Genomic DNA, 25,210 nt, shown 5'->3' on the forward strand with positions numbered 1-25,210 from the left:
TTAAATCTCGACGGGGGTGTCGGGGTGGTTGCCCCATTCGCCCCAGGAACCGGCATAACCTTTGACTCGCGGATAACCGAGCGCCTTGGCCACCAGGTAGGTGAAGCCAGAGCGGTGGTGAGTCTGGCAGTGGGTGATGATTTCTTTGTCTTTGGTCAGCCCGAGGCTTTCGAGGATCTGCGGCATGTCGCGGCGGATGCGCAGGTTGCGCTCTTTGTCCATGCCGGCCGTCCATTCGAAATTCACCGCGCCGGGGATGTGCCCGCCTTTGGCTGCGAGCACTTTCTCGCCGGAATATTCCAGCGGCCCACGCGCATCCCAGACGCCCAGGTCGGCAGCCCCAAGACGGCTTTGCAGGTATTCGCGGGTAGCGGTGGGGCCGTCATGCAGCGTGAGGCTGACTGGACCGCCGGCCGCGGCGGGCACGTCGGTGGAGAGCGGGTATTTGCCCTCCAGCCACGCGAGCAGGCCGCCATCCAGATAGTGGTATTTCTGATGGCCGATCACGTCGAGCATCCAGATAAAACGCCCGGCCCAACCACCGCCTTCGTCGTCATAGACCACGTAGGTAGCGTCGGGCGTGTGGCCCAGTTCGCCGAACAGTTTCTCGAGATCAGCCTTGCCGGGCAGCAGGCCGGGTGCCGGTGCCTGGCCCAGTTGGGTGCGCTTGGGGTCAACGAAATGCGCGCCGGGGATGTGCCCTTCGGCGTAGCGGGCGGCACTGGTGAGGTCCACCAGAATCAGGCGCTCGGCATCCAGTTGACCGAGCAGGTCACTGGATTCGATCACCAGCGGCAAGCCAGAGAAGTCAGGCATGTGAGGTCTCCTGGGCACAAATGTTGGCGATTAAAGGACGGCGATTGTAGCGCAAGCATCAGGCGCTGCGGTTGGTAAAGCTGTGCAGGGCTTTCTCGATGCATTGGGCGGTTTTACCGAAGGCCTGCACGGTGGTTTCCGAGAACGGCCCGCCGCCCTGGTCGGCGACCATCACCATCACCACGCGACCGTTGCAGCTCATGGAGCGCAACAACAGGTGCTCGCCGGTGAACAGGCGGCGCAGGATCGGCGGCAGCAGTGCCGAGAACTGCGCGTGGTTTTCCGGCGTGAGGCGCACCTGGGCCGACTTTTCCAGCAGGCGCTGCAGCAGCGTGCTGTTGACCACATCCAGGCTCAGGTTGGCGGCATCCTTCGGCAGGCCGTCGGCCTGATGTACGCGCAAGGTGCTCAGGGCACGATCGGCCATAAACAACAGGACGCGCTGCATGCCGCTGGCTACCAAGGCTTCCTTGGCGCAGGTGGTCAAATGCATGGCGTTGGCAAAGCGGCTCGGCTCCACCAGCAGTTCGGTACAGCGCTTGCGCCAGACGGCCAGGGCTTCGGCGGTAGGCGGTGGCGCGGGCAGCAGGCCGCGATGAATCTTGTGCACATGCCACGGCCAGATCAGCGACAGCGCCGGGTGCCAGAGGTCGGGCATCAAGGTGTCGCGGGCACTGGTGACGGCTTGCTGGTGGACCTGTTGCTGCACTTCGCTCAGGGGCTGCTGCAGGTACAGTGCTGTGAGGTATTGCCAGCGCTGGGTATGCGGGCAGGTCCAGGACTCCTGGGCCGACATCGCCAAGCCGTTGGCCAGCAGCACCGTATTGGCCGGCTGATTCAGCCAGCGGCGCAGGTTGGGTTCGGCGTCGAGCAATTGCTGGTGGCGCAGGGGGTCGTCTTCGCGGGCGATATGCAGGGCCTTGACCAGCAGGCGCTGCTCGGTCCGCAACAGGGTATAACCCTGGGACACCCAGATCGGCAGGTGCCATGTCTCGGTCAAGCCCAGGCACAGGTCCAGCAGGCGCACGCCGAACAATTCCTGTTCGACCTTGCGTGCCGACTCGCCTTTGTGGATGACCCGCAGTTCCCATTCCTCCAGGAGCTTGGGATAGGCAACGGCCATAGGCCACAGCGGTGAAAGAAACAGCAGGCTGCCCCAGTGAATGTCCTGCCACAGCCGCGCCAGGCGGCTGCCGAATAATCCGTTGGCTTGTTGCGAGGCGTGTTGGCTGACCAGCAACAGCTGGCGCAGCGCGACGGGAATGTCAGGGGCGGGCACCGACGGCAGGCGTGCCAGCAGTTCCTCGGCGCGTTTGAGGCCCAGGCGGTTAAGCGCCACTTCGAGGTTTTCCGCCGGCGCCGTCAGGCTGCCATGGGTGTGGCTGTTGGCCTCGCGCATCACGCTGAGCACCAGGGCCGGGCTGTTTTGCATTAGCTCGGCAATATCTCGCAACGAACTGCGGCTATCGCGTATGGCTTTGCACACGCGGTCATGGCTGGCCTGTGGGACAGGCAGCAGCACTTCGTCCAGGCGCTTGATCCAAGCGGCTAGAGAAGTAGGTTTTGCAGTTGGGACTGTCGTTTCATTAGCCATGATTGGGGCGCGATCATCACTTGCGGTCAACACACCCGGAGCGGGCCGAACTGGCTTTTCGCCTTAACGGGCTATAGTCTGGCGCAGTTTTGCCGATAAGTAGAACAAGAGTTTTTCAGTTCCCCCAAATATGTCCATGAACCCGACGGCGCAAGTACTCATCTCCTATGGCTAAAATTATCGGCATTATCGTCGTCTTCGCGAGCGTGCTCGGCGGGTACGTCCTGTCCCACGGTAAAATTGCGGCACTGATCCAGCCTTTCGAGGTGATGATTATTGGTGGTGCGGCACTGGGTGCCTTTCTGCAGGCGAACCCCGGCTACATGACCATGCACGTGATCAAGAAGTCGCTGGGCATGTTCGGTTCGCGCTTCACCCACACCTTCTACCTGGAAGTGTTGGGCCTGGTTTACGAGATCCTCAACAAGAGCCGCCGCGAAGGCATGATGGCCATCGAGGCCGACATCGAAGACGCCGCGGCCAGCCCGATTTTCGCCAAGTACCCGGCCGTGCTCAAAGATGAGCGCATGACCGCCTACATCTGCGACTACCTGCGCATCATGTCCTCCGGCAACATGGCTCCCCATGAGCTGGAAGGCCTGTTCGACATGGAATTGTTCAGCCTCAAGGAAGAGCTGGAGCATCCTTCCCATGCCGTTACCGGTGTGGCCGACGGCATGCCCGGCTTCGGTATCGTCGCGGCGGTACTCGGTATCGTGGTGACGATGGCCTCCCTGGGCGAAGGTGACCAGGCGGCTATCGGCATGCACGTAGGTGCGGCGCTGGTGGGGACCTTCTTCGGTATTCTCGCGGCCTACGGTTTCTTCGGCCCGCTGGCGACCTCCCTGGCCCACGACGCCAAGGAAGAAATCAACCTGTACGAATCGATCAAGGCCAGCCTGGTAGCCTCCGCTTCCGGCATGCCGCCTTCGTTGGCGGTGGAGTTCGGTCGCAAGGTGCTGTACCCCAAGCATCGCCCAAGCTTCGCCGAGCTGGAACAAGCGGTTCGCGGTCGCTAAGCCATGGAAAACAACCAGCCGATAATCATCAAGCGCGTCAAGCGCTTCGCTGCGGGGCACCATGGTGGCGCCTGGAAAATCGCCTTCGCCGACTTTGCGACGGCGATGATGGCGTTCTTCCTGGTGCTGTGGCTGATGTCCACCGCCACACCCGAACAGAAGATCGCCATCGCCGGCTACTTCAAAGACCCGATTGGCTTCTCGGAAAGCGGTACGCCCTTCGTGATCGACCTCGGCGGTTCACCGCAATTGGCGCCTGAGCGCACCATCAACCCGGAAGTCAAAACCGAAGCACCGCAGGAAAAAATCCCGATCGAGCGCGACACCGTCGAGGCCATGGCTGAGCAGGTCGAGCAGGAACGTCTTGAGCTGCTGCTGCAAGAGTTGCAGAACAAGGTTGAGGAAAATCCGCAACTGCTGAAGTTCAAGGATCAGATTTCGTTCGAAATCACCCCGGATGGCTTGCGCATCCAGATCACCGACGCCGCCAACCGGCCGATGTTCGACTCTGGCAGCGCGCGCCTGAAACCATACTTTGAAGACATCCTGTTGGCCATGGCCGACACCATCAAGGCAGTGCCGAACAAAATCAGCATCAGTGGCCACACCGACGCCAAGCCCTACGCGGGCCAGGGTGATTTTGGCAACTGGGAGCTTTCGGCCAACCGTGCCAACGCGGCGCGTCGGGCACTGGTTGCCGGCAGCTATCCGGACCCGCAAGTGGCGCGGGTGGTGGGTTTTGCCTCTTCACAGCTGTTTGATCCCAAGGATCCGTTCAATCCGATCAACCGCCGTATCGACATCGTGGTGTTGACCAAAAAGGCCCAGCGCGCGATTGAAGGTGATCAACCCGCACCACCACCGGGCCCAACGCCGGGAGCGGGCGCGCCAGGTGAAGTGCCGGCCGATCCGAACGCCATTCCGCCCGGCCAGGAGCCATTGCCGGCCCATGAGCTGCGGCAGAAGCTGAACCTGTTTGATGAGGGTGGGGTGAAAGCCCCTGCGGTGCCTGGGACGGGTTCCTAAGTCACCTACAATAAGGCCGCGATGATCGCGGCCTTATTGTTTCGCAAGTTTAGTAACTGCTTTCCGGCAGGCTCGCAATAATCGACCGATAGCTGTTCATGCGCTGCTGCTGCACGCGGCCGTCTTCCAGGGCCTTGAGCAGGGCGCAGCCCGGCTCGCGATCGTGTTTGCAATCGCGGAAGCGGCAGGTGCCGATCAGGTCGTTGAATTCGATAAAGCCCGCTTCCACATCGCTGCGGCTGACGTGGCCGAGGCCGAATTCACGAATACCAGGGGAGTCGATCAACTCACCGCCGCCCGGGAAGTGGAACAGCCGCGCCGTGGTAGTGGTGTGAGTGCCCTGGCCGGACAGCTCCGACAGCGGACCCACGCGGGTATCGACTTCCGGGAGCAGGCTGTTGACCAGCGAGGATTTACCTACGCCCGACTGGCCGACAAACACGCTGATACGCCCGTCCAATTGCTGTTGCAGCTGTTCCATGCCGTTGCCGTGATGGGCCGAGACTTCCAGCACCGGATAGCCCAGGGTGCGGTAGACCGCCAGCAGCGCGTTGAGCGCGGGGGCATTCTGCTCGTCAATCAGGTCGAATTTGTTCAGCAGCAACAGTGGGCGAATGCCGGCATGCTCGGCCGCCACCAGGTAGCGGTCGATCAGGTTGGCATGGGGCTCGGGCAGCGGCGCGAACACGATCACGATCATGTCGACGTTGGCCGCTACCGGCTTGAGCTGGCCGCGGCTGTCGGGGCGGCGCAGTTCGGTGGTGCGCGGCAGTTGGGCGACGATCACGCCGATGCCCTGGTTGCCGGCGCGCCAGACCACCTTGTCGCCGGTCACCAGCGCAGGCAGGTTGGCGCGCAAGTGGCAGCGGAACACCTGGCCCGCGAGTTCGCCTTCCAGCGCCTCGACTTCGACCTGCACACCAAAGTGCGCGATCACCAGGCCCGTCTGTTCGGGCCCCAGGTCGCCGCCCTCGAGCGCGTCCACGGCGGAGGATTCACGTTTGGCGGCGCGTGCGGCGCGTTCACCTTGAATCTTTTCGATGCGCCAGTTTTGGCGACGATTGAGCTGGCGTTTGGCCATTGGTGTTCCGTGTCGATAATGCAAAGGTTAGGTAAAACGGTCGCGAGTCTAGCACGGCCCCGCCTGCTAAACTGCGCAGCTACGCCAAGGTGCCAAGAGAATCAAGCCATGCAAAACCCACAGAACCTGATTTGGATCGATCTGGAAATGACCGGTCTGAACCCCGACACCGACGTCATCATCGAGATGGCGACCATTGTCACCGACAGCAACCTCAACACCTTGGCCGAAGGTCCGGTGATCGCCATCCACCACAGCGACGCCGTGCTCGCCACCATGGACGAGTGGAACACCCGCACCCACGGCAACTCCGGCCTGACCCAGCGCGTGCGTGACAGCCGCATCAGCATGGCCGAAGCCGAAGCCGAAACCATTGCCTTCCTGGAAAAGTGGGTGCCCAAAGGCAAGTCGCCAATCTGCGGCAACAGCATTTGCCAGGACCGTCGCTTCCTTTATACCCACATGAAGGCGCTGGAAAGCTACTTCCACTACCGCAACCTGGACGTGTCCACGCTCAAGGAACTGGCTGCGCGCTGGGCGCCGGAAGTCAAAGACAGCTTCCATAAAGGCAGCACCCACCTGGCGCTGGATGATATTCGCGAGTCGATCGCCGAGCTGCAGCATTACCGCAAGCATTTCATCAAGGCTTGAAGAACCGGCGCCTTCGCGGGCACGCCTGCTCCCACATTTGTTCCGCGTTCGCCATGACGACTCGGTCAAGAGTGGGAGGGAGCTTGCCCCCGATGGCAGGCAACTCGATTTATCGCCAGGCGCCCCCTTTTGGTGCCATCAGCAAATGATTAGACTGCCGGCCTCTTTGCAAGGATCGCCATCATGCTGCTGATGCTCTACCTCATCGCCATCACCGCCGAAGCCATGACTGGCGCCTTGTCTGCCGGCCGGCGCGGCATGGACTGGTTTGGTGTGGTGCTGATCGCCTGCGTGACGGCGCTGGGCGGCGGCTCGGTGCGCGATGTGCTGTTGGGGCATTACCCGCTGACGTGGGTCAAGCATCCCGAATACCTGGTGCTTACCTCCGTCGCGGCGCTGGTGACGATCTTTATCGCACCGTTGATGCGCCACCTGCGCTCGCTGTTCCTCGCGCTGGATGCCGTGGGCCTGGTCGCGTTTACGTTGATTGGCTGCATGACCGCCCTGGAAATGGGCCACGGCATGCTGGTGGCATCGGTCAGCGGGGTGATCACCGGCGTCTTCGGCGGCATTCTGCGGGATATTTTCTGCAACGATATTCCGCTGATCTTTCGCCGTGAACTGTACGCCAGCGTGTCGTTCCTCGCCGCCTGGTTCTACCTGCTGTGCCTCTACCTGGAACTGCCCAGCGAGCAGGCAATTCTACTGACCCTGTTCAGCGGTTTTCTATTGCGCCTGCTGGCGATCCGCTTTCACTGGGAAATGCCCAAATTCGTCTATAACGACGACGTGCACTAACGCGCTGCGTGCTGGTTCAGCGCCCATTCCACATGCTCGCGCACCAGCTCCGACGGGTAATCCCGACGCGCCTTCAAGGCTTCCAGCACCGGGATGCTCGACGGCGCGTTGCCCAGGCCCACCGCCAGGTTGCGCAGCCAGCGCTCATAACCGGCACGGCGCAAAGGCGAGCCTTCGGTACTGCTGAGGAATTTATCCTCATCCCACATGAACAGCTCCGCCAGTTCTGCGTTATCCAGATTGTGCCGTGGCTTGAAATCACTTTCGGCAGTGGGTCGCGCGAAACGATTCCAGGGACAAACGATCTGACAGTCATCGCAGCCGAATACCCGGTTGCCGATCAGTGGGCGCAGGTCTTCAGGAATCGCGCTCTTGAGTTCGATGGTCAGGTAGGAAATGCAGCGCCGGGCGTCCAGTACATAGGGGCCGACGAACGCATTGGTAGGGCAGATGTCCAGGCAGGCGGTGCAGCGGCCGCAGTGTTCGGTACTGTGCGGCGGATCGACCGGCAGCGGCAAATCCACAAATAGCTCGCTCAGGAAGAAATAACTGCCGGCCTTGCGATTGAGCACCAGGGTGTTTTTACCGATCCAGCCAAGACCGGCTTGTTCGGCAATGGCTTTTTCCAACACGGGCGCGCTGTCGACAAAGGCGCGAAAGCCGAAAGGCCCGATCTGCGCCTGGATACGGTCGGCCAACTGCTGCACGCGCTTGCGGATCAGCTTGTGGTAATCGCGGCCCAGGGCGTAGCGCGAGATATAGGCTTTTTCCGGTTTTGCCAGCAGTAGCGCCATCTGCGTATCGCCGGGCAGGTAATCCATGCGCAGCGACACCACGCGCAGAGTGCCTGGCACCAGTTCGTCCGGGTGCGAGCGTTTGCTGCCATGGGCGCCCATGTATTCCATCTCGCCGTGGTAGCCCGCGTCGAGCCAGCGTTGCAGATGTTGTTCATGCTCAGCCAGGTCCAGGCCGCTGATGCCGACTTGTTGAAAGCCCAGCTCGCGGCCCCAGTCTTTGATCGATTGGGCGAGGGCGGGCAGATCGGAGGTAATAGCGGGCATGAGACACGGGAAACCACAGGTTAGATGGGTATAATTCTGCCAGACATCGGAGCTTGAAGACGCATGCCGCAGACAAAACACGAAATAACCGACGTTCAGTCATTGTTGCCCGGCCATTTGCCGCAACTGGCTGCGCGTGCCCCGGACGCCCATAAGGGCCAGTTCGGCCACCTGCTGATGATCGGCGGTGACCGGGGCTTTGGCGGCGCCGCGCTGCTCTGTGCCGAAAGCGCCTTGCGCAGTGGCGCGGGCCTGGTGTCCCTGGCCACTCGCCTTGAGCATGTGCCGGCTGCGCTGGCCCGCTTGCCGGAAGTCATGACCGTCGGCGTGAGTTCGGCCAACCAGTTGATGGGCTTGCTGGAAAAAATCTCGGTGATTGTGATTGGCCCCGGCCTGGGCGAAGCCTCCTGGGGTAAAAGCCTGTTGTCTGTCGCGGCCAATGCCCGGCTGCCGCAAGTCTGGGACGCCGACGCGCTCAATCAACTGGCAACTGGCAGCGTGAGCCTGCCGGCCCAGTGCGTGATCACCCCGCATCCGGGGGAGGCCGCGCGCTTGTTGGGGATTTCGACAGCCGAGGTTCAGGCCGACCGTCTTAAGGTGGCGCGCGCGTTGAGCCAGAAATTTAATGCAGTGGCTATCCTCAAGGGTGCTGGCAGTTTGATTGCCAGTCCCGACGGGCGCGTTTCGCGCTGCGATCAAGGCCATCCGGCGATGGCGACGGCAGGCCTCGGTGACGTTTTGGCTGGCCTGGTGGGCGCGCTGCTGGCCCAGGGCATGCCGGCTTATGAAGCAAGCTGCCTGGGCGTCTGGTTGCACGCCACCGCAGGGGATCGCCAGGGCCGCTTTGGTCGCGGATTGGCCGCCAGCGACCTGATACCCGCCATTCGTCAATTGCTGGAGGAACAGTCGCCGTGTCTGAAGTAATCCTTTTCCTGGCCGATGAAGAGGCCATGGTGGCGTTAGGTCAGCGTATTGCCCAGGTCACGGCCGGATCAGGCCTGATCTTTCTTGAAGGCGACCTGGGGGCGGGCAAGACCACGCTGTCCCGGGGCATCATTCGGGGATTGGGCCATACGGGGGCGGTAAAGAGTCCCACGTTCACTCTGGTTGAGCCCTACGAGATCGGCGCAGTGCGGGCTTTCCACTTCGACCTCTACCGCCTGGTGGACCCCGAAGAGCTCGAGTTCATGGGCATCCGTGATTACTTCGATGAAGAGGCGTTGTGTCTTATTGAGTGGCCAGATAAAGGCACAGGCTTTTTGCCAAAGCCGGACCTGACCATTACCATTACGCCGCATGATCACGGACGTCAGCTGAAGTTGTTGCCCCAGGGCGCGCGCGGTGAGTCGTGGTGTGCCGCTCTGGCTTTGGAATTCAAATAATTGGTGGGGTTAGGTATGCGCTTTCGCGCGTTGGTTGCTGTCGTAGGGGTGTTGCTTGCGGCAATGACTGTCAATGCTCTGGCTGCTTCACAGGTGAAGAGTGTTCGCCTGTGGCGAGCGCCGGATAACACGCGACTGGTGTTCGACCTGTCTGGCCCGGTCCAGCACAGTGTCTTTACCCTCACGGCGCCTGATCGCCTGGTGATCGACATTAATGGTGCGACCCTGGCCGCGCCGTTGAAAGTGTCCACCGCCAACACGCCGATCACCGCCATGCGCTCGGCGCAGCGCACGCCGACCGACCTTCGCGTGGTGATCGACTTGAAAAAAGTCGTGACGCCGAAAAGCTTCTCCCTGGCGCCCAATGCCCAATACGGCAACCGGCTGGTGGTCGATCTGTTCGACAACGCCGCCGATGCCGCGCCGCCACCGGCGCCAACCCCTGCCGTGGCGACAGTGCCGGCCGTGCCGGTCAACCCGTCGCAACCCCAGGTCAAGTTGCCACCGCCGCCGCCAGCTCCCGCCGGCAAGCGCGATATTATCGTGGTGATCGACGCCGGCCACGGCGGTGAAGACCCGGGCGCGTCCGGTTCGCGCGGCCAGCATGAGAAAGACGTGGTGCTCGCCATCGCCCGTGAGCTGCAACGCCAGGTCAACGGCATGAAAGGCTACCGCGCCGAACTGACCCGTACCGGCGACTACTTCATTCCGTTGCGCGGCCGTACCGAAATCGCGCGCAAGAAGGGCGCCGACCTGTTCGTCTCGATCCATGCCGACGCCGCACCTTCGGCCGCCGCCTTCGGGGCTTCGGTGTTTGCCTTGTCGGATCGCGGCGCCACATCCGAGACCGCCCGCTGGCTGGCCGACAGTGAAAACCGTTCCGACTTGATCGGCGGGGCCGGCAACGTGTCCCTCGATGACAAGGACAAGATGCTCGCCGGTGTACTGCTTGACCTGTCGATGACGGCCTCGCTGACCTCCAGCTTGAACGTCGGCCAGAAGGTGCTGAGCAACATCGGCCGGGTGACCTCGCTGCACAAACAGCGTGTGGAGCAAGCCGGGTTCATGGTGTTGAAGTCGCCGGACATCCCATCGATCCTGGTGGAAACCGGGTTTATTTCCAACTCGAACGAGGCGTCGAAGCTGGCCAGTGCCAGCCATCAGCAGGCATTGGCGCGCTCCATCAGCGCCGGTGTGCGCCAGTTCTTCCAGCAGAACCCGCCGCCGGGCACTTATATCGCCTGGCTGCGTGACTCCGGAAAAATCGCCCAGGGCCCGCGTGATCATCGCGTGCAGCCGGGTGATACCCTGGCCATGCTGGCGGTGCGATTCCAGGTTTCGGCCGCGACCTTGCGCAGCGCCAACAACCTGAAGACCGACGAGTTGAAGGTCGGCCAGGTGTTGACCATCCCTGGCACTGAATTGGCGGCACAGTAATGAGCGAATCAGTCTTGAACAGCGGGTCGCGCATTGAATTGCTCAGCCCGCGCCTCGCCAACCAGATTGCGGCGGGCGAGGTCGTTGAGCGGCCGGCATCGGTGATCAAGGAGTTGCTGGAGAACAGCATCGACTCCGGTGCCAGGCGCATCGATGTCGATGTGGAACAGGGCGGCGTCAAGCTGCTGCGCGTACGTGACGATGGCAGCGGGATCTCCTCCGATGACCTGCCGCTGGCCCTGGCCCGTCACGCCACCAGCAAGATCCGCGACCTGGAAGACCTTGAACGCGTGATGAGCCTGGGCTTTCGCGGTGAGGCATTGGCCTCCATCAGCTCCGTGGCGCGCCTGACCCTGACGTCGCGCACCCGTGATGCCGAGCAGGCCTGGCAGGTGGAAACCGAAGGCCGCGACATGGCGCCTCGGGTCCAACCGGCCGCACACCCGGTGGGCACCTCGGTGGAAGTGCGCGACCTGTTCTTCAACACCCCGGCGCGACGCAAATTCCTCAAGGCCGAAAAAACCGAATTCGATCACCTGCAAGAAGTTATCAAGCGCCTGGCCCTGGCGCGTTTCGATGTGGCGTTTCACCTGCGCCACAACGGCAAGACCATCCTCAGCCTGCACGAAGCCCATGACGATGCGGCGCGCGCTCGCCGGGTATCGGCTATCTGCGGCGCGGGTTTCCTGGAGCAGGCGCTGCCGATTGAAATCGAGCGCAATGGCCTGCGCCTGTGGGGATGGGTGGGCTTGCCGACCTTCTCCCGCAGCCAGGCGGACTTGCAGTATTTCTTTGTGAATGGCCGGGCGGTACGCGACAAGCTGGTGGCTCACGCGGTGCGCCAGGCCTATCGCGATGTGCTGTTCAACGGGCGGCATCCGACTTTTGTGCTGTTTTTTGAGGTCGATCCTTCGGTGGTCGACGTCAACGTGCACCCGACCAAGCACGAAGTGCGCTTCCGCGATGGGCGCATGGTGCATGACTTCCTCTATGGCACCTTGCACCGTGCCCTGGGCGATGTGCGCCCGGATGACCAGTTGTCCGCGCCCATCGTGACGGCGGTGGTTCGCCCGAGCGGCCCCGAAGCGGGTGAGTTTGGCCCTCAAGGTGAAATGAGCCTGGCGGCAAACCTGCTGCAATCGCCGCAACCCCAGCCGAGCTACACGGCGCCGGGCTCCGGCTCGGGTGCGGGTTATCAGTACCAATACACCCCGCGTCCGCAATCGGCTGTACCGGTGGCCGAGGTGCAGGCCGCCTATCGTGAATTCTTTGCGCCGTTGCCAGGTGCCGAGCCGGGCGCGGTGGCCTTGCCGGAAGGTGGCGGTGATATCCCACCGCTGGGCTACGCGTTGGCGCAGCTCAAGGGGGTCTACATCCTCGCGGAAAATGCCCATGGCCTGGTGCTGGTGGACATGCACGCCGCTCACGAGCGGATCATGTACGAGCGCCTGAAGATCGCCATGGCCAGTGAAGGCCTGAGTGGCCAGCCGTTGCTGGTACCCGAATCCCTTGCTGTCAGCCAGCGTGAGGCCGATTGCGCCGAAGAGCACCACGGCGTGTTCCAGAAGCTGGGCTTTGAATTGCAGCGCCTGGGCCCGGAAACCCTGGCGATCCGCCAGATTCCCGCACTGCTGAAGCAGGCCGAAGCCAACCGGCTGGTGGCCGACGTGCTGGCCGACCTCATGGAGTACGGCACCAGCGACCGCATCCAGGCGCACATCAACGAACTGCTCGGCACCATGGCCTGCCACGGCGCCATCCGTGCCAATCGCCGCCTGGCCTTGCCGGAAATGAACGGCTTGCTGCGCGACATGGAAAACACCGAACGTAGCGGCCAATGCAACCATGGCCGACCGACCTGGACCCAGATGGGCCTGGACGATCTGGACAAACTGTTCTTGCGCGGCCGTTGATGAGTGCCTTGCCCCCCGCGATCTTCCTGATGGGCCCCACGGCCGCTGGCAAGACTGACCTGGCCATCGAGCTGACCAAGGTGCTGCCGTGCGAGCTGATCAGTGTCGACTCTGCCCTGGTTTACCGGGACATGGACATCGGCACCGCCAAGCCCTCAAAAGAGCTGTTGGCGCAGTATCCACACCGTTTGATCGATATCATCGACCCGGCCGAGAGCTATTCCGCGGCGGATTTCCGCACCGACGCCCTGGCCGCCATGGCCGAGATCACCGCGCGGGGTAACATCCCGTTGCTGGTAGGCGGCACGATGCTCTACTACAAGGCTTTGCAGGAAGGGCTGGCCGACATGCCGCCCGCCGATGCCCAAGTGCGTGCCGAACTCGAAGAAGAGGCTGCACGCCTTGGCTGGCAGGCCCTGCACGATCAACTGGCAGCGGTCGATCCGGTGTCCGCAGCGCGCATTCACCCAAATGACCCCCAGCGCCTCAGTCGTGCCTTGGAAGTCTGGCGTGTGAGCGGTCAGACCATGACTGAACTGCGGCTGAAACAAACTGCGCAAAGTGCTGACGCAGGCGCATCTGGGCAGCCACAATTGCCCTATACTGTGGCGAATCTGGCCATCGCTCCGGCAAATCGCCAGGTGCTGCATGAACGAATTGCACAAAGATTCACAATTATGTTGGAACAGGGGTTTGTGGACGAGGTCGTAGCACTGCGTTCAAGAGGTGACCTGCATCCAGGGCTACCTTCGATACGTGCTGTAGGCTACCGCCAAGTCTGGGATCATCTGGATGGCAAGCTGACGTCAGCCGAAATGCAGGAGCGCGGCATCATTGCCACGCGCCAATTGGCGAAGCGCCAGTTTACCTGGCTGCGCAGCTGGAGCGATTTGTACTGGTTGGACAGCCTGGACAGCGACAATCTGTCACGCGCCTTGAAATACTTGGGAACGGTCTCCATATTGAGCTGAGTCCTTGCAATTGCCGTCTATCCTTGGGGGTGTGACGGCCATAAGCTATCTATTTTCCGATTTTTTATTATTGATCCTTAAAGGAGTGCGGCACATGTCAAAAGGGCATTCGCTACAAGACCCTTACTTGAATACTTTACGTAAAGAGAAAGTGGGGGTTTCCATCTACCTGGTCAACGGTATCAAGCTGCAAGGCACGATCGAGTCGTTCGACCAGTTCGTGATCCTGCTGAAAAACACCGTCAGCCAGATGGTTTACAAGCACGCTATCTCGACAGTGGTTCCAGTTCGTCCAATCCGTCTGCCTAGTGCAGCAGGTGATGATGCAGCTGACGCTGAGCCAGGTAACGCCTGATAGGAGTCTCCTTTGTTCTTTGAGCGCCACGGTGGTGGTGAGCGAGTAATCCTCGTTCACTTGGATGGACAGGACCCTGAGGCGCGCGAAGATCCGCAGGAGTTTCAGGAGTTGGCAAATTCGGCCGGCGCCGAGACCGTTGCGTTTTTTAACGTGCCGCGTCATCGGCCAACCGCCAAATTCCTGATTGGCAGTGGCAAGGTCGAGGAACTGCGCGATCTGGTCCATGCCGAAGAGGCCGATCTGGTGATCTTCAATCACACCCTCACGCCCAGTCAGGAACGTAACCTCGAACGTGTATTCGAGTGTCGCGTGATCGACCGCACCGGTCTGATTCTCGATATTTTCGCCCAACGCGCCCGTACCCATGAGGGCAAGCTCCAGGTCGAACTGGCCCAGCTTGACCACATGAGCACCCGGCTGGTGCGCGGCTGGACTCACCTTGAGCGTCAGGGTGGCGGTATCGGCATGCGGGGGCCGGGTGAAACCCAGTTGGAAACCGACCGGCGCCTGCTGCGGGTTCGCCTGCGCCAGATCAAGGGCCGACTGGAGAAGGTGCGTAGCCAGCGCGAGCAATCGCGACGTGGCCGTTCGCGTGCCGATATTCCCACCGTGTCCCTGGTGGGCTATACCAACGCCGGCAAGTCCACGCTGTTCAATAACGTGACGAAATCGGACGTGTACGCGGCTGACCAACTGTTCGCTACCCTCGACCCGACCTTGCGCCGTCTGGATATTGACGACCTGGGGCCGATTGTCCTGGCCGACACCGTGGGTTTCATTCGTCACCTGCCCCACAAGCTGGTCGAGGCGTTTCGGTCTACGCTCGAAGAGTCGAGCAATTCCGACCTGTTGTTGCACGTGATCGATGCGGCCGAACCGGATCGCATGCTGCAGATTGAACAGGTGATGGTCGTGCTGGGTGAGATTGGTGCCCAGGACTTGCCGATCCTCGAGGTCTATAACAAACTCGATTTGCTTGAAGGCGTTGAGCCACAAATCCAGCGCGACGAGAACGGTAAGCCCCAGCGGGTCTGGCTGTCGGCGCGCGATGGCAGTGGTTTGGAGCTGCTTGAACAAGCTATTGCCGAGTTGCTCGGCAGCGATTTGTTCGTCGGCACCTTGCGCTTGCCTCAGCGTTTTGCTCGACTGCGTGCACAGTTTTTCGAGCTGGGCGCGGTACAGAAAGAAGAACACGACGAAGAAGGTGTCAGCTTGCTGGCCGTTCGATTGCCGCGCTCGGAGCTCAATCGGCTGGTCAGCCGTGAAGGCGTAGTTCCGACAGAGTTCATCGAACAACACACTTTGCAATAAAAGCCTCCGAAAGCGGTTGTGCCGCAGTAGCAGGCATTCTGTAGCATTGGTCGGCGCGCCGTGGGTGCGTCTTTGCTTTATCAGATGGAGAGCGCTATGGCTTGGAATGAGCCGGGTGGCAACTCGAATAATCAGGATCCTTGGGGTGGTAAGCGCCGCAATAATGGCGACCGCAAGGGGCCACCAGATCTCGACGAGGCCTTCCGAAAGCTGCAGGAAAGCCTGAATGGGTTGTTCGGTGGTGGAAAAAAACGTGGTGGTGACGAAGGCGGTCGCACAAGCAAGGGCGGTGGCTACGGCCTGCTGGGCCTGGGTCTTGTCGTGCTGGCGGCCGTATGGCTGTACAGCGCCGTATACGTCGTGGACGAGCAGGAGCAAGCCGTGGTACTGCGCTTCGGCAAGTACTACGAGACTGTCGGTCCTGGCCTGAACATCTACTTCCCGCCGATCGACAAGAAGTACATGGAGAACGTCACGCGTGAGCGTGCCTATACCAAGCAGGGCCAGATGCTGACCGAAGACGAGAACATCGTCGAAGTGCCGCTGACCGTGCAGTACAAGATCAGCAACCTGCAGGACTTCGTGCTGAACGTTGATCAGCCGGAAATCAGCCTGCAACACGCAACCGAAAGCGCCCTGCGCCACGTGGTGGGTTCCACCGCCATGGACCAGGTGCTGACCGAAGGTCGTGAGTTGATGGCCAGCGAAATCAAGGAGCGCCTGCAACGGTTCCTCGATACCTATCGCACCGGTATCACCGTCACCCAGGTGAACGTACAGAGCGCAGCGGCACCGCGTGAAGTGCAGGAAGCCTTCGACGACGTGATCCGCGCCCGTGAAGACGAGCAGCGTTCGCGCAACCAGGCTGAGACCTACGCCAACGGCGTCGTGCCGGAAGCCCGTGGTCAGGCCCAGCGTATCCTCGAGGATGCCAACGGTTACCGTGACGAAGTGGTCTCCCGCGCCAAGGGTGAAGCGGATCGCTTTACCAAGCTGGTCGCCGAGTACCGCAAGGCACCTGAAGTGACTCGTGAGCGTCTGTACCTGGACACCATGCAGGAAGTCTTCAGCAACACCAGCAAGGTCCTCGTGACCGGCAGCAAGGGTGGGCAGAACAACCTGCTGTACCTGCCGCTGGACAAGATGATCGAAGGTGGTCGTAGCAGCTCCAGTGCACCGTCCACCGGTTCCAGTGCCGCTGCCAACGAAGCGAGCGCCCGTGCGGCCGCTGACTTGCTGCAACAGCAAACACGTACCAGGGAGAGTCGTTGATGAGCAATAAATCGCTGACCGCCCTGATTGTGGGCGTCGTCGTGGTCATCGCTGCCTGGAACTGCTTCTACATCGTGGCTCAGACCGAGCGTGCGGTGCTGCTGCAATTCGGTCGTGTGGTCCAGGCGGATGTCCAGCCGGGCCTGCATGTGAAAGTCCCCTACGTCAACCAGGTGCGCAAGTTCGACGCTCGCCTGATGACCCTGGATGCACCGACACAGCGCTTCCTGACCCTGGAAAAGAAAGCCGTGATGGTTGACGCCTACGCCAAGTGGCGCGTCAAGGATGCCGAGCGCTTCTATACTGCGACCTCCGGCCTCAAGCAGATTGCCGACGAGCGTTTGTCGCGCCGCCTGGAATCGGGCCTGCGTGACCAGTTTGGTAAGCGCACCCTGCACGAGGTGGTGTCCGGTGAACGTGATGCGCTGATGGCGGATATCACTCGTTCGTTGAACACGATGGCGGAAAAAGAACTTGGCATCGAAGTTGTCGATGTTCGGGTCAAGGCCATCGATTTGCCGAAGGAAGTGAACCGCAGCGTGTTCGAGCGTATGAGCACCGAGCGTGAGCGTGAGGCTCGTGAGCATCGCGCCAAGGGTAACGAGCTGGCTGAAGGTATCCGTGCGGATGCCGACCGTCAGCGCCGTGTACTGCTGGCAGAAGCCTATCGCGAGTCTGAAGAGGCCCGTGGTGATGGTGATGCCCAAGCCGCGGCGATCTACGCCAAGGCTTACGGCCAGGACCAGGAGTTCTACGCGTTCTACCGTAGCCTTCGTGCCTACCGTGAAAGCTTCGCGAACAAAACCGACGTCATGGTGCTGGACCCAAGCAGCGACTTCTTCCGCTACCTGGAAAAGTCCAAGTAACCAGCTCGTGATTTTGTAGGACGCACTCCGTCGGGCGGCTAAAACGCCTGGCGGGGTGATCCTTTCAGAAAACGGGTGTATGATGCGGCAGCCGGGAAATTCCCGGCTTTTTTGCGTCTGCATGTTTGATTCGGCAGGCGTGACAGGTTTTTCGAGGAAAGTGCCCGACGAGGCCGTTAACAGGTCGTTCGTCACGTCGCTCTTGCGCGTGGTTTATGCAGGGGGCGGGTATTTTCTGCTTCACTCAAGGCTCGGCCGAGGGCTGGCCGCCCGGATCATAGGGGAATGGCGTAATGGCAACGGTAGACCGCTGGCTGCTGCCAGATGGCATCGAAGAAGTACTGCCACCAGAAGCTGCGCGCATCGAAGTAGCGCGTCGCCAGGTGTTGGATCTGTTCCAGAGCTGGGGTTACGAGTTTGTCGTGACCCCCCATATCGAGTACCTGGAATCCCTGCTGACCGGCGCGGGCCAGGACCTGGATCTGCGCACCTTCAAGGTCATCGACCCGCAATCGGGCCGGCAAATGGGGTTCCGTGCCGACATCACGCCGCAAGTGGCGCGCATCGATGCGCACACCCTGCGCCGCGAAGGCCCTAGCCGCCTGTGCTACGCCGGTAGCGTGCTGCACGCTCAGCCGCGTGCCTTGTCGTCTTCTCGCAGCCCGATTCAGTTGGGCGCGGAGTTGTACGGTGATGCCAGTCCGAGCAGCGACGTTGAAGTGATCAGCTTGATGCTGGCCATGCTGCAACTGGCTGATGTGCCAGATGTCCACATGGACCTCGGTCACGTTGGTATCTACCGTGGCCTGGCCCGTGCGGCCGGTTTGTCCGGTGAAGTCGAGCAGCAGCTATTCGATGCCCTGCAACGTAAGGCGATCGATGAAGTCATCGCCCTGACCGCCAGCGTGCCTGCGGATCTGGCCGACATGCTGCGCTCACTGGTCAACCTGTGTGGCGGTCGTGAAGTGCTGGTGGCTGCACGTGAACGCCTGGCCAATGCGCCGGCGCCGGTATTGGCTGCACTGGATGACGTGCTGGCGATTGCCGAGCGGTTGTCGGCGCGGTTCCCGCAGTTGCCGCTGTATTTTGATCTGGGCGAGTTGCGCGGCTACCACTACCACACCGGTGTGGTGTTCGCGGTGTTTGTACCGGGTGTTGGCCAGGCCATCGCCCAAGGTGGTCGTTACGACGACATCGGCGCCGACTTCGGTCGTGCGCGTCCGGCCACCGGCTTTTCCACCGATTTGAAAACCCTGGTGACCCTGGGGCGTGCTGAGGTCGAGCTGCCGTCTGGTGGCATCTGGATGCCTGACAGTACGGACGCAGCACTCTGGCAGCAGGTTTGCCAGTTGCGCAGTGAGGGTCAGCGTGTTGTCCAGGCGTTGCCTGGGCAGCCATTGGCCGCCGCCCGTGAAGCGGACTGCGACCGGCAATTGATTCTGCAGAACGGGCTTTGGCAAGTATCGCCACTGGCTTCTTGAGTTTTCCTGCCGGCCATCGCCGGCACCAAGTTTGCGCGAATGAGGACAAGTGTTATGGGTAAGAATGTCGTAGTCCTGGGCACCCAATGGGGTGATGAGGGCAAAGGCAAGATCGTTGATCTGCTGACCGAACATGCTGCCGCCGTAGTGCGCTACCAAGGCGGCCACAACGCTGGCCACACCCTGGTCATCGATGGCGAAAAAACCGTCTTGCACCTGATCCCGTCGGGCGTCCTGCGCGAAGGCGTGCAGTGCCTGATCGGCAACGGCGTCGTGGTTGCACCGGATGCCCTGCTGCGCGAGATCACCAAGCTGGAAGAGAAGGGCGTACCGGTGCGCGAGCGCCTGCGTATCAGCCCATCCTGCCCGCTGATCCTGTCCTTCCACGTTGCGCTGGACCAGGCCCGTGAAAAGGCCCGTGGCGAGCTGAAGATCGGTACCACCGGTCGCGGCATCGGCCCGGCCTACGAAGACAAGGTCGCGCGGCGTGGCCTGCGTGTGGGCGACCTGCTCAACATGCCGCGCTTTGAAGACAAGCTGCGTGAGCTGGTGGATTACCACAACTTCATGCTGGTGGGTTACTACAAAGAGCCAGCCATCGAATTCGACAAGACCCTGGCCGAGTGCAAGGAATACGCTGAGCTGCTCAAGCCGCTGATGCTGGACGTGACTGCCGAGCTGCACGACCTGCGTCGCGCTGGCAAGGACATCATGTTCGAAGGCGCCCAGGGTTCGTTGCTGGACATCGACCACGGTACCTACCCGTACGTGACCAGCTCCAACACCACCGCTGGCGGCGTTGCTACCGGTTCGGGTGTTGGCCCTATGTTCCTGGACTACATTCTCGGCATCACCAAGGCCTACACCACGCGTGTAGGTTCGGGCCCATTCCCGACTGAGCTGTTCGATGAAGTCGGTGCGCACCTGGCCAAGCAAGGTCACGAATTCGGCGCGACCACCGGCCGTGCTCGCCGTTGTGGCTGGTTCGACGCCGTTATCCTGCGTCGCGCTATCGATGTGAACAGCATCTCGGGCATCTGCTTCACCAAGCTGGACGTGCTTGACGGCCTGGAAACCATCAACATCTGCGTCGGCTACAAAGATGCAGAAGGCAAGGACGTTGCCCCGGTTGATGCCGACAGCTACGTGGGCCTGCAGCCTGTGTACGAGGAAGTGCCTGGCTGGAGCGAATCGACCGTGGGCGCCAAGACCCTGGAAGAGCTGCCTGCTAATGCCCGCGCCTACATCAAGCGTGTAGAAGAGCTGATCGGCGCACCGATTGACATTATTTCGACGGGCCCGGACCGCAACGAGACCATCGTTCTGCGTCACCCGTTCGCTTAATAAGCTGTTGATGTAAAAAGCAAAGGGCTCCTTCGGGAGCCCTTTGTCGTATCTGCATGCCAAGCGGCACGACCCTTGCTATGTTTCTCTCTTTCGCGGTGCTATCAAATTAATGGCACCCGTGGTGGAGGGATTCCCGATGTCTGCCGTTCTCTCATTGTTACAAAGCCGTCTGTTGCGGCCGGTGTTCGTTACCCTCGGTATCGCTCTTTTGGTGCAAGTGCTGGTGGCGGTCGCTCTCACTCGGAGCACCGTTACGGCGCTGGAGGCCGATTTAGGCAGTCGCCTGGGCATCGACAGCCAGAAGCTGTCCGGTGAATTGGCTCAGGCCGGCAAGGAAGTCACCTCGAGTCTGGACAGCTTGTCCAGCAGCACACGTCAGCGTCTGACCGCTGGGCTTTCCGAGCGCCTGCAGGCAGAGCAGAAGCAATTGCGTGCGACCCTGGAAAAAGATCTGCAAGACTCCGCCAATGATATGGCGCAGCTACTGGCTTCGGTGGCGCCCCGTGCCATGTGGGACAGCGATGTGCCGACGCTGTCCGAGTTTGCCCGACGCGCTCAGCGCAATCCCAACGTGCTGTTTGTGGTCTATGACGATGCGGCGGGTGAGCACCTGACTCGTTACCTGAATCGCGAGAATCCAATCAACAAAGCGTTGCTGGAAAAAGGCCAGGGCGATCGCGCCTTGGACAAAGTCCTGAACGCTGCGAAGAACGATCCTTCAGTGTTCTACGTCGAGGCTTCCATCAGCCCTAACGGCGTGGAGATTGGTAAGGTGCTCATGGGGGTGTCGACCGCGTCGGTCGAGGCCGACCTGCAAGCGCTGGACAAACGTTTTGCCGCACTGATTGCCAGTGGTGATCAGTTGGTCGGGGACAGCCTCAAAGGTGCCGCGGCGGATAGCGCGGCGGCCATGGGCGCTCGCCTGCAGTCGGCGCAAGCCACTGCGACCCAGATGACCGTCAATACCACCAGCGCCGTGCAGGAGGCTGCCGGCACCTTGCGTTGGCGCATCGGCATGGGGCTGGCGGTGGTGGGTTTCGGCGTGTTGCTGCTGATCGCCGTGGTCCTCGGTCGCCGCGTGGTCAACCGCCTGAAGCTGCTCATCGCGGCCATGGATGACCTGGCGGCAGGCGAGGGCGACCTCACCAAGCGCGTTCAAATCAACAGCAAGGACGAAATCGGCGACATGGCCTCGGCGGTCAATCGCTTTGTGGATAAGTTGCAACCCATCGTGCGCGAGGCGGGCGATGTGGCGCAGCGTACCGGCGTGGAAATCGGTGCTATGACCTTGCGCAATGCCGGCGCCGATGCGGCAGCCGGCTTGCAGCGTGATGAGGTGGCGGAGAGTTTGCGCGCACTCTCGCAAATGGCCGACGAGGCCCAGGCCGAAAGCCACGCCATGCAGGCAGCGTTGCAGCAAGTAGTGGATATTCGCCAGGCCACGGATGAGAACTCGCGCACTTCGGCTGAGGTCGGCAGTTTGATCGAGGCGCTGGCGGGGCAGGTGCAGGCCGGTTCCCAGGTCATCGAGCGTCTGGCCCAGCAAAGCGAGCAGATCGAGGTGGTGCTGACGGTCATCCACGGCATCGCCGAGCAGACCAACCTGTTGGCGCTCAACGCGGCCATTGAAGCGGCACGTGCTGGCGAGACCGGGCGTGGCTTTGCGGTGGTGGCGGACGAAGTGCGTGCGTTGGCCAGCAAGACCCAAAGCTCTACGGGCGATATTCAGGCGCATATTGTCGCATTGCAGCAGGGCGCGCGCGAAGCGGTGGAAACCATCGGCAAGGCCGGGCGTCAGGCTAACGAAGGCTTGCTGGTGCTGCGCGACAGCGTGCGCTTGCAGCAGACGGTGCAGGCCTCAGTGGAGCAGGTGCATGCGGCGATTGGCCTGGCTACCCGCGCAGCCGAGCACCAAGCCCAGGGCGCCCATGCGGTACGAGGCCGGGTCGAGGTGATCCATGCCCAGGCCGAACGTGCGGCGCAGGCGGTGGTGGAGACTACCGCCAGTGGCAAGGTGCTGGACGGGTTGGCGGCGCAGTTGAAGGCGAGTCTGGGGCAGTTCCGGGCTTAGCGTCGCCTGGACCGACGCTATTGGGAGCAAGCGCCCTCCCTCGGGATGAAATGCATTCAAAATGTCGGAGGGGGCTTGCCCCCGATGGCGATCTCAGCGGCTCAAGTACATCCGAGTTGTTAACAGATAGACCGGCAGCCCCGACACCAATATCAACAACGCCGCATAAGGCGCCGCCGCCGCAAATTCCACATTCGAGGTATGTGCCCACACGGCAGTCGCCAAGGTATTCAGCCCGGTTGGGCTAAGCAGCAACGTCGCCGTCAACTCCTTCATCGCATCCAGAAACACCAGCGCAAATGCCGCCCCCAGTGCCGGAAAAATAATCGGCAGCGTCACCCGGCAAAACGCACTGAACGACGACGCCCCCAGCGTGCGCGCAGCCTCTTCCAGCTGCGGTGCCGCCTTGTTCAAGGCCGTGCGGATCGGCGCCTGGGCCAATGGCAGAAACAACAATGCATAGGCGATCAGCAAAAGCGCCGAGGTCTGATACAGCGCCGGCACGTAATGCAGGGCGAAATACACCAGCGTCAACGCAATCACCAGGCCGGGCAGGGCGTGCAGCAGATACGGCAGGCGCTCGGCCCAGATCGCCAGTTGGCCCTTGTAGCGCACCACCAGCAGTCCCACCGGTACCGCCAGCACCAGACACAGTGCGGCGCCACCCAGTGACAGTGCCAGGGAGGACAACAGCGCCTCACCAATCTCGGCCGCCGGAAACGCCGCCGAGGAGCCTACCGCCAACCAATAGCCGAGCATGCCCAGCGGAATGCCGCTGCCGATGATCGCCAGCGCCAGGCAATACACCTGGCCCAGTGGCGCCCACTGGCCCAGTCGCACCTGCGCCGCATGCCGCGCCGCGCCCTGCCCGATGCGCACGTGCCGGCCCTTGCCGCGCACGCGCAGTTCCAGCCACAGCAGGGTCAGGCACATCACCAGCAACACTGCCGAAAGCATCGCGGCGTTGGCATTGCTGAATTCCAGTTCGAATTGCTGGTAGATCGCGGTGGTAAAGGTTTGCAGGCCGATGATCGACAGCGCGCCGAACTCCACCAACATATGCAGGGCAATCAGCAGTGCGCCGGCCAACAGTGATGGCCACAGCAACGGTAATGTGATGCGAAAGAATACGCCCCAGCGATTCAGTCCCAGGGTGCGGGCCGACTCTTCCAGGGAGGGGTCAAGATTGCGCAGCGTCGCCGCCACCGGCAAAAACACCAGTGGGTATTTGGACAGGGTCATCACCAGGATCGCTCCGCCGAGCCCTTCGAAGTTGGCGCTCAGCGATACCCAGGTGAAGCTGCTGACAAACGCCGGTACCGCGAACGGCAGGCACAGGACTACGCCCCAGATGCGGCGCCCCGGCAGATTGCTGCGTTCCAGCAGCCAGGCCAGGGACAGGCCGATCACGCCACACGCCACCGTCACGCCGACCATCAGCGCCAGGGTGTTGCGCAGCAACCCGAACACATAAGGCCGCCAGAGCAGATGCACCGCTTGCGCCCAGCCCGCCTGCCAGGCCTTCAGCCCGACGTATACCAGCGGCAGCAGGCTCAGGCCAACCAGTAACAGGACAGGGAGCAGTAGCCAGATCGAAGGGCGCTTGCGGCGTGGGCTGAAACCCCCGCGCAGGGCGGGGGTGGGGCGCGATGGGTTCATCAGTTCAAGCCAACCTCACGTTCCAGGTCCAAGGCTTCTTCCGCGTTGCCCAGGTCGGCGGGGGTGACTTTCGGTGGTTGCAGTTCGTTGAAAGGCTTGAGGCCGCGGTTGGATTGCATGCCTTTGCGCAGCGGGTACTCGGCCGAGGTATTGGTAATCACGCGCTGGCCTTCTTCGCTGGCCATGAACGCCAGCAGTTGCTGGGCTTCTTTTGGATGCTTGCTGGATTTCAACGCGGCCGCCGAAGACACGGTGATCAGGCCGCCGGCATCGCCATCGGTGAAGTAGTGCAATTGGGAATCGAGGTTGGTTTTTTCCTTTTTCAGGGCAAACCAGTAGTAGTTGTTCACCAGTACGGTGGCTACTTCGCCGTTTTCCACAGCCTTCAGGGCGACCATATTGTTGCTGTACACCTTGCCGAAGGCGCGCAGGCCGGTCAGCCATTCTTCAGCGGCTTCGCGGCCATGCAGCTTGATGATCGCCACGGCTTGTTCCTGGAAGGCGCCGCTGGTGGGTACGAAGCCGACCTTGCCTTGCCACTCGGGGCCGGCGAAATCCAGTACCGACTTGGGCAGGTCTTTCTCGGCGATCAATTTCGGGTTGAAGGCCACGACGCGGGTGCGTGCGGTCACGCCCATCCAGTCGCCGTTACGGCCGACGTAATCCTTGGGCAACACGTCGAGCGTGCCGGCATCGATCTTGGCCAGCAGGCCTTGCTCGCCAAGTTTGTTCAGCGGCGGCGATTCTTCGGTGTAGATCACGTCGGCAGGGGAGCGGTCGCCTTCCTCCACGACTTGGCTGGCCAGTTGGTTGCTGCTGCCTTTTCGTACGTTGACGTGAATCCCGGTCTTGGCTTCGAAGGCCTTGGCGAGTTCGTCGCCGACTTCTTTGTGTTGGCCGTTGTACAGGGTCAGGGAGACCTTGTCGGCGGAATGGGCGGCGGGGGAGAGTAGGGTCAGGCCGAGCAGAGTGATGGTCAGGCCACGCAGAAGGGACGTCTTGAGACGGGTATCGCGGATCATCATCCGGGGTTTTCCTCACTTGAGTGCAACAAATCATTGCAAGGATAAACGATAAAACTTCTCAAGTGCGGCGC

At 61.6% G+C, this 25,210-nt stretch carries 22 protein-coding genes; 16 read left to right on the forward strand and 6 right to left on the reverse strand.

Features of this window, described 5'->3' with window-relative positions; all coding sequences use genetic code 11:
• Positions 1-816: a rhodanese-like domain-containing protein gene (locus tag FIV39_RS05880; RefSeq protein WP_090400873.1), complete on the reverse strand. Its 816-nt coding sequence runs from the start codon at positions 814-816 to the stop codon at positions 1-3.
• 58 nt (positions 817-874) lie between these two features.
• Complete coding sequence (locus tag FIV39_RS05885; protein ID WP_090400872.1) at positions 875-2,410, reverse strand: HDOD domain-containing protein; 1,536 nt, start codon at positions 2,408-2,410, stop codon at positions 875-877.
• A gap of 167 nt (positions 2,411-2,577) precedes the next feature.
• Between FIV39_RS05885 and motA the strand changes: the two genes are divergently transcribed.
• Both motA and motB read left to right on the forward strand, forming a co-directional pair.
• Positions 2,578-3,429, forward strand: coding sequence for a flagellar motor stator protein MotA (gene motA / locus FIV39_RS05890; RefSeq protein WP_053139364.1), 852 nt, complete (start codon positions 2,578-2,580; stop codon positions 3,427-3,429).
• A 3-nt stretch (positions 3,430-3,432) separates the two neighbouring features.
• A complete protein-coding gene (motB, locus tag FIV39_RS05895) occupies positions 3,433-4,455 on the forward strand; it encodes a flagellar motor protein MotB (protein WP_090400871.1) in 1,023 nt (340 codons plus the stop codon).
• A 49-nt stretch (positions 4,456-4,504) separates the two neighbouring features.
• Here the strand turns inward: motB and rsgA are convergent, their stop codons facing one another.
• Entirely contained in the window at positions 4,505-5,536 is a 1,032-nt protein-coding gene (gene rsgA, locus FIV39_RS05900) for a small ribosomal subunit biogenesis GTPase RsgA (RefSeq protein WP_053139368.1), read from the reverse strand.
• Between the two features lie 108 nt (positions 5,537-5,644).
• Between rsgA and orn the strand changes: the two genes are divergently transcribed.
• Positions 5,645-6,187 carry an oligoribonuclease gene (gene orn / locus FIV39_RS05905; protein WP_010213620.1) on the forward strand — a complete coding sequence of 181 codons (543 nt, stop codon included), beginning with the start codon at positions 5,645-5,647 and terminating at the stop codon, positions 6,185-6,187.
• Positions 6,188-6,367: 180 nt separating this feature from the next.
• On the forward strand, positions 6,368-6,985 hold the full coding sequence (locus FIV39_RS05910; protein WP_172681530.1) for a trimeric intracellular cation channel family protein: 618 nt from the start codon (positions 6,368-6,370) through the stop codon (positions 6,983-6,985).
• Here the strand turns inward: FIV39_RS05910 and queG are convergent.
• Positions 6,982-8,046, reverse strand: coding sequence for a tRNA epoxyqueuosine(34) reductase QueG (gene queG, locus FIV39_RS05915; protein WP_090400870.1), 1,065 nt, complete (start codon positions 8,044-8,046; stop codon positions 6,982-6,984). The genes FIV39_RS05910 and queG overlap by 4 nt on opposite strands.
• 63 nt (positions 8,047-8,109) lie before the next feature.
• Between queG and FIV39_RS05920 the strand changes: the two genes are divergently transcribed.
• From FIV39_RS05920 to FIV39_RS05975, 12 genes are all read left to right on the forward strand, one after another.
• Positions 8,110-8,970 (forward strand): NAD(P)H-hydrate dehydratase, encoded by an 861-nt coding sequence (locus FIV39_RS05920; protein WP_090400869.1) that lies wholly within the window; start codon positions 8,110-8,112, stop codon positions 8,968-8,970.
• The gene (gene tsaE / locus FIV39_RS05925; protein WP_090400868.1) at positions 8,958-9,428 is read left to right on the forward strand and encodes a tRNA (adenosine(37)-N6)-threonylcarbamoyltransferase complex ATPase subunit type 1 TsaE; all 471 of its coding nucleotides are present in this window, start codon (positions 8,958-8,960) and stop codon (positions 9,426-9,428) included. The genes FIV39_RS05920 and tsaE overlap by 13 nt, the downstream gene beginning before the upstream one ends.
• Before the next feature lie 15 nt (positions 9,429-9,443).
• Entirely contained in the window at positions 9,444-10,865 is a 1,422-nt protein-coding gene (locus tag FIV39_RS05930) for an N-acetylmuramoyl-L-alanine amidase (RefSeq protein ID WP_090400867.1), read from the forward strand.
• Positions 10,865-12,778 (forward strand): DNA mismatch repair endonuclease MutL, encoded by a 1,914-nt coding sequence (mutL, locus tag FIV39_RS05935; protein ID WP_090400866.1) that lies wholly within the window; start codon positions 10,865-10,867, stop codon positions 12,776-12,778. The genes FIV39_RS05930 and mutL overlap by 1 nt, the downstream gene beginning before the upstream one ends.
• The gene (gene miaA / locus FIV39_RS05940) at positions 12,778-13,749 is read left to right on the forward strand and encodes a tRNA (adenosine(37)-N6)-dimethylallyltransferase MiaA (protein WP_090400865.1); all 972 of its coding nucleotides are present in this window, start codon (positions 12,778-12,780) and stop codon (positions 13,747-13,749) included. The genes mutL and miaA overlap by 1 nt, the downstream gene beginning before the upstream one ends.
• A 94-nt stretch (positions 13,750-13,843) precedes the next feature.
• Positions 13,844-14,104, forward strand: coding sequence for an RNA chaperone Hfq (hfq, locus tag FIV39_RS05945; RefSeq protein WP_003171355.1), 261 nt, complete (start codon positions 13,844-13,846; stop codon positions 14,102-14,104).
• A 12-nt stretch (positions 14,105-14,116) separates the two neighbouring features.
• A complete protein-coding gene (gene hflX / locus FIV39_RS05950) occupies positions 14,117-15,418 on the forward strand; it encodes a ribosome rescue GTPase HflX (protein ID WP_027604899.1) in 1,302 nt (433 codons plus the stop codon).
• A gap of 96 nt (positions 15,419-15,514) precedes the next feature.
• Positions 15,515-16,690, forward strand: a complete 1,176-nt coding sequence (gene hflK / locus FIV39_RS05955; RefSeq protein ID WP_090400864.1) for an FtsH protease activity modulator HflK — start codon at positions 15,515-15,517, stop codon at positions 16,688-16,690.
• Positions 16,690-17,556, forward strand: a complete 867-nt coding sequence (gene hflC / locus FIV39_RS05960; protein ID WP_010213607.1) for a protease modulator HflC — start codon at positions 16,690-16,692, stop codon at positions 17,554-17,556. The genes hflK and hflC overlap by 1 nt, the downstream gene beginning before the upstream one ends.
• 293 nt (positions 17,557-17,849) lie before the next feature.
• Entirely contained in the window at positions 17,850-19,037 is a 1,188-nt protein-coding gene (locus FIV39_RS05965) for an ATP phosphoribosyltransferase regulatory subunit (RefSeq protein WP_090400863.1), read from the forward strand.
• Positions 19,038-19,091: 54 nt separating this feature from the next.
• The gene (locus tag FIV39_RS05970; RefSeq protein WP_027604896.1) at positions 19,092-20,381 is read left to right on the forward strand and encodes an adenylosuccinate synthase; all 1,290 of its coding nucleotides are present in this window, start codon (positions 19,092-19,094) and stop codon (positions 20,379-20,381) included.
• A gap of 139 nt (positions 20,382-20,520) precedes the next feature.
• On the forward strand, positions 20,521-22,455 hold the full coding sequence (locus FIV39_RS05975; RefSeq protein WP_090400862.1) for a methyl-accepting chemotaxis protein: 1,935 nt from the start codon (positions 20,521-20,523) through the stop codon (positions 22,453-22,455).
• A gap of 93 nt (positions 22,456-22,548) precedes the next feature.
• Here FIV39_RS05975 and FIV39_RS05980 read toward each other — a convergent pair whose 3' ends face one another.
• Complete coding sequence (locus tag FIV39_RS05980; protein ID WP_090400861.1) at positions 22,549-24,114, reverse strand: ABC transporter permease; 1,566 nt, start codon at positions 24,112-24,114, stop codon at positions 22,549-22,551.
• Positions 24,114-25,139: an iron ABC transporter substrate-binding protein gene (locus FIV39_RS05985; protein ID WP_090400860.1), complete on the reverse strand. Its 1,026-nt coding sequence runs from the start codon at positions 25,137-25,139 to the stop codon at positions 24,114-24,116. Before FIV39_RS05985 ends, FIV39_RS05980 begins: the two co-directional genes overlap by 1 nt.
• Between the last annotated feature and the right edge of the window lie 71 nt (positions 25,140-25,210).

Source organism: Pseudomonas grimontii (assembly GCF_007858185.1).
GTDB classification, from domain to species: domain Bacteria; phylum Pseudomonadota; class Gammaproteobacteria; order Pseudomonadales; family Pseudomonadaceae; genus Aquipseudomonas; species Aquipseudomonas grimontii.

Excerpts from the sequence above, each read along its gene's own strand:
- FIV39_RS05965 (WP_090400863.1), top strand. The coding sequence starts at position 17,850 with ATGGCAACGGTAGACCGCTGGCTGCTGCCAGATGGCATCGAAGAAGTA.
- FIV39_RS05980 (WP_090400861.1), bottom strand. The coding sequence starts at position 24,114 with ATGAACCCATCGCGCCCCACCCCCGCCCTGCGCGGGGGTTTCAGCCCA.
- FIV39_RS05975 (WP_090400862.1), top strand. The coding sequence starts at position 20,521 with ATGTCTGCCGTTCTCTCATTGTTACAAAGCCGTCTGTTGCGGCCGGTG.
- motA (WP_053139364.1), top strand. The coding sequence starts at position 2,578 with ATGGCTAAAATTATCGGCATTATCGTCGTCTTCGCGAGCGTGCTCGGC.
- FIV39_RS05880 (WP_090400873.1), bottom strand. The coding sequence starts at position 816 with ATGCCTGACTTCTCTGGCTTGCCGCTGGTGATCGAATCCAGTGACCTG.
- FIV39_RS05985 (WP_090400860.1), bottom strand. The coding sequence starts at position 25,139 with ATGATGATCCGCGATACCCGTCTCAAGACGTCCCTTCTGCGTGGCCTG.
- FIV39_RS05885 (WP_090400872.1), bottom strand. The coding sequence starts at position 2,410 with ATGGCTAATGAAACGACAGTCCCAACTGCAAAACCTACTTCTCTAGCC.
- orn (WP_010213620.1), top strand. The coding sequence starts at position 5,645 with ATGCAAAACCCACAGAACCTGATTTGGATCGATCTGGAAATGACCGGT.
- FIV39_RS05970 (WP_027604896.1), top strand. The coding sequence starts at position 19,092 with ATGGGTAAGAATGTCGTAGTCCTGGGCACCCAATGGGGTGATGAGGGC.
- miaA (WP_090400865.1), top strand. The coding sequence starts at position 12,778 with ATGAGTGCCTTGCCCCCCGCGATCTTCCTGATGGGCCCCACGGCCGCT.
- rsgA (WP_053139368.1), bottom strand. The coding sequence starts at position 5,536 with ATGGCCAAACGCCAGCTCAATCGTCGCCAAAACTGGCGCATCGAAAAG.
- hfq (WP_003171355.1), top strand. The coding sequence starts at position 13,844 with ATGTCAAAAGGGCATTCGCTACAAGACCCTTACTTGAATACTTTACGT.
- FIV39_RS05920 (WP_090400869.1), top strand. The coding sequence starts at position 8,110 with ATGCCGCAGACAAAACACGAAATAACCGACGTTCAGTCATTGTTGCCC.
- hflC (WP_010213607.1), top strand. The coding sequence starts at position 16,690 with ATGAGCAATAAATCGCTGACCGCCCTGATTGTGGGCGTCGTCGTGGTC.
- mutL (WP_090400866.1), top strand. The coding sequence starts at position 10,865 with ATGAGCGAATCAGTCTTGAACAGCGGGTCGCGCATTGAATTGCTCAGC.
- FIV39_RS05930 (WP_090400867.1), top strand. The coding sequence starts at position 9,444 with ATGCGCTTTCGCGCGTTGGTTGCTGTCGTAGGGGTGTTGCTTGCGGCA.
- queG (WP_090400870.1), bottom strand. The coding sequence starts at position 8,046 with ATGCCCGCTATTACCTCCGATCTGCCCGCCCTCGCCCAATCGATCAAA.
- hflK (WP_090400864.1), top strand. The coding sequence starts at position 15,515 with ATGGCTTGGAATGAGCCGGGTGGCAACTCGAATAATCAGGATCCTTGG.
- motB (WP_090400871.1), top strand. The coding sequence starts at position 3,433 with ATGGAAAACAACCAGCCGATAATCATCAAGCGCGTCAAGCGCTTCGCT.